Here is a 3,105-nt window from a genome sequence, read left to right as displayed (position 1 = left end):
CGAGCAAGCTCGCTCCCACAGGGATAGCGGTGATCAGAAATTCAGGGTTTGCTTGAGCTTCTGCGCCGTCGGCGTATCACTGGGGATGACCATCGCATAGTTGTACCCGGGTCCGGACCAGTACTCGGCTTGCAGTTCGCCATCGCGCCGGCTGCCACGGGGCAACAGGAAATTCCTCGGACCCGGCGGGCGGATATAGAAGCTGATCTTCTGGCCGCTCGAATCCTGATAGACCACCATCGCCGCCGCGCCTTGTTCAGTGCTGAGCAATCGTCCGCTGACCGGCTTGAAACCCGCTGCCGAGAGGTCCGGCAAACGGTCGGCCTGGGTGAAGTAACGGTCGAGCCAGCCTTGCATGCTGTGCTCGTCGCCCGTCTGGTAATCGGCCGGGAGCACGCCTTGCTGGGCTATCAGCCGGTACGCCTGCAATGCATCAGCCATGGGTGCTGCAGCGCTGAGCAGGGTTATTTGCCGGGCCTGCCAACCGCCCAATCCACCGACACCCACGGCCAGCATCAAGACCGCTGCGCTGGCGAGATGGCGGCGCGAACGATGTTTCAGGCGTTGTCGGATGACGGTCGGGTCGAGGCTGGGATTAAGCGGTTGCTGCAAGGTTGCGCTCAGGGTTGCGCGCAAATGTTGCGCATCTTGCTGCCAAGCTCGCACACGCTTGGCGACGGCGGGGTGGCTGGCCAGGTAGGTTTCCACCTGGCGCCGGTCGGCTTCGCTCAGTTGATGATCGACGTAGGCGTGCAGATCATTGTCGCTGGGGGGCATGCTGATCATTTGAGTATCCGCAGGGCGGGGCGGGTAATTTCGCCTTCGCTGAGTTGACGCAGCGCCTGGCGCGCGCGGGACAGGCGCGACATCACGGTTCCGGTCGGCACGTCGAGGATGTCGGCGACTTGCTGGTAGCTCAGGCCTTCCACGGAGACCCACAGCAGCAGCGCGCGCTGTTCGGCAGGCAGTTGATCGAAAGCCTGGAGGGACGATTGGGCAAGGACGCTGCGCTCGGCGGAAGGGTGTGCATCGTCGCGTCCGGTGAAGAACTCCAGCATGCGCGCGTACCGCCGGGAACGGCGATGGGCATCGAGAAATTGCCGGTAAAGAATCGAAAACAGCCAGGCCCGCAGATCGCCTTCCGGGCGTTTGTCGTTCCATTTCGACAAGGCCCGTTCCAGGCAGGCCTGAACCAGGTCATCGGCATTGCTGGGATTGCGCGTCAGCGACACGGCAAAACGTCGTAGTCGCGGGATGAGCAGGCGCAACTGGTCGTCGAGTTCGTTCATAGGGGCATGGCTTCGTGGGTCAGTCGCTACTGGTGACTGGAAAGACGATCCAGGAAAGAGATTATTCCAGCGTAGGAAAAATAAATACGACGCGAGGGAATAAACCCATCAGGCTTTCGTCTGACGGGTCCTTTCCACAACTGGCCCTGTGCCTCGGAGTCTCCTATGGTTGACCCTGCTTCTGAACGCCGGCCGCCATTGAGCGCCGTCAGCCTGACCTTGCGCCTGGCGGGCATTGCCGTGGTCGTTGCGGCACTGGCCGGGGCGTTTGCCTACGTCAACGGCACCCTCGACCCGCAACGCCTGACGCCCAAGGCGTTGGTCAATGTCCTGGAAACAAACAACGGTGTCCATGCGGGTTTCCGGCGCAATCACTCCAAGGGTGTTTGCGTGGCCGGTTACTTTGAAAGCAGCGGCGAGGCACGCGCCTATTCCAGCGCGCAGGTGTTCAACGATGCGCGGACTCCGGTGGTCGGGCGTTTTGCGCTGCCCAGCGGCAATCCTTACGCACCGGATGGCAGTGTGCCGATCCGAAGCCTGGCATTGCGGTTCACCCAGGCCAACGGACAGCAATGGCGCACAGGCATGAACAGCATGCCAGTGTTCCCGGTGGGGACGCCCGAGGCCTTCTACCAGCTGCAACAGGCTCAATCGCCGGATCCGACCACGGGCAAGCCGAACCCTGCAGCGGTGCCGGCATTTTTTGCCGCGCATCCCGAGGCGATGCCGTTCCTGCAATGGATCAAGACGGCCAAGCCCTCGGCCAGCTACGCCACCGAAACCTACAACGGGATCAATGCGTTTTATCTGGTCAATCCTGCCGGGCAACGCCTGGCCGTACGCTGGGGTGTGGTGCCGATGAGCCAGGACGCGGCGGACGCGACACCGCCCCAAGGCGCCGATTTTCTTGAACAGGACCTGAGCAAACGCCTGGCGTCCGGCCCCTTGCGCTGGCGGCTGGACATCACCTTGGCCAACCCGGGCGATCCGGTCAACGACGCCAGCAAGGCCTGGCCCAGCGACCGCAAGGTGATCAACGCCGGCACCTTGGTATTGGAGAGCACCCAGGCCCAGGACAACGGCGAATGCCGCGACATCAACTACGACCCGCTGATCCTGCCCAGCGGTATCGAAGGTTCCGATGACCCGCTGCTGGCCGCGCGTTCGGCGGCCTATGCCAGTTCTTACCTGCGGCGCACCAGTGAAGTCAGCCAATTGCCCGCCACACAGGAGTCTCGCCAATGAACGCGCCTCGACATTTTGCACCGCTGGCTCGGCTGCTGCATTGGCTGATGGCGTTGATGATCATCGCCATGCTGTTCATCGGCGCAGGCATGGTCGCCTCAGTGTCCGAGCGCCATGAATGGTTGCTCCAACTGCACAAGCCCTTGGGCATAGCGATCCTGCTATTGGTGGTTGTCCGGCTGGTGGTGCGCTTTACCACGCGCACGCCGCCATTGCCGGCCGATCTGCCAGGGTGGCAGGCGTTGGCGGCCAAAGCTTCGCACGTCTTGTTGTACGCCTTGATGCTGGTCCTGCCGCTGTTGGGCTGGAGCATGATCTCGGCGGCGGGGGACCCGGTGATGCTCAGCGAATCGCTTCGCCTGCCTTCCATCCTACCGGCGGATGCCCAGACCTTCGCACTGCTGCGCAAGGCCCACGGCTACCTGGCCTATCTGCTGTTCCTGACCGTGCTGGTGCACCTGGCGGCGGCGCTGTTTCACGGGTGGGTGCGCCGGGATGAGGTGTTGGACAGTATGTTGCGTGGCAAGCGTTGACCTTGTGAACCTGCAACCCGTGGCGAGGGAGCTTGCTC

General features: G+C 62.8%; 4 protein-coding genes. 2 read left to right on the top strand and 2 right to left on the bottom strand.

The window, feature by feature from the left end; genetic code table 11:
- Positions 1 to 33 precede the first annotated feature (33 nt).
- A complete protein-coding gene (locus OC610_RS24260; protein ID WP_264431476.1) occupies positions 34 to 786 on the bottom strand; it encodes an anti-sigma factor family protein in 753 nt (250 codons plus the stop codon).
- Positions 783 to 1,289 (bottom strand): sigma-70 family RNA polymerase sigma factor, encoded by a 507-nt coding sequence (locus OC610_RS24255; RefSeq protein ID WP_264431474.1) that lies wholly within the window; start codon positions 1,287 to 1,289, stop codon positions 783 to 785. The genes OC610_RS24260 and OC610_RS24255 overlap by 4 nt, the downstream gene beginning before the upstream one ends.
- A 165-nt stretch (positions 1,290 to 1,454) precedes the next feature.
- Between OC610_RS24255 and OC610_RS24250 the strand changes: the two genes are divergently transcribed.
- Positions 1,455 to 2,534, top strand: a complete 1,080-nt coding sequence (locus OC610_RS24250; RefSeq protein WP_264431473.1) for a catalase family peroxidase — start codon at positions 1,455 to 1,457, stop codon at positions 2,532 to 2,534.
- Positions 2,531 to 3,067 (top strand): cytochrome b, encoded by a 537-nt coding sequence (locus OC610_RS24245; protein ID WP_264431471.1) that lies wholly within the window; start codon positions 2,531 to 2,533, stop codon positions 3,065 to 3,067. The genes OC610_RS24250 and OC610_RS24245 overlap by 4 nt, the downstream gene beginning before the upstream one ends.
- The last annotated feature ends 38 nt before the right edge of the window (positions 3,068 to 3,105 follow it).

The organism is Pseudomonas agronomica (assembly GCF_025917275.1).
In the GTDB taxonomy this organism is placed as follows: Bacteria; Pseudomonadota; Gammaproteobacteria; order Pseudomonadales; family Pseudomonadaceae; genus Aquipseudomonas; species Aquipseudomonas agronomica.
Note: the sequence above shows the minus strand (reverse complement) of the source record. Positions and strands in the feature narration are given on the sequence as shown.

Excerpts from the sequence above, each read along its gene's own strand:
- OC610_RS24260 (WP_264431476.1), bottom strand. The coding sequence starts at position 786 with ATGATCAGCATGCCCCCCAGCGACAATGATCTGCACGCCTACGTCGAT.
- OC610_RS24255 (WP_264431474.1), bottom strand. The coding sequence starts at position 1,289 with ATGAACGAACTCGACGACCAGTTGCGCCTGCTCATCCCGCGACTACGA.
- OC610_RS24250 (WP_264431473.1), top strand. The coding sequence starts at position 1,455 with ATGGTTGACCCTGCTTCTGAACGCCGGCCGCCATTGAGCGCCGTCAGC.
- OC610_RS24245 (WP_264431471.1), top strand. The coding sequence starts at position 2,531 with ATGAACGCGCCTCGACATTTTGCACCGCTGGCTCGGCTGCTGCATTGG.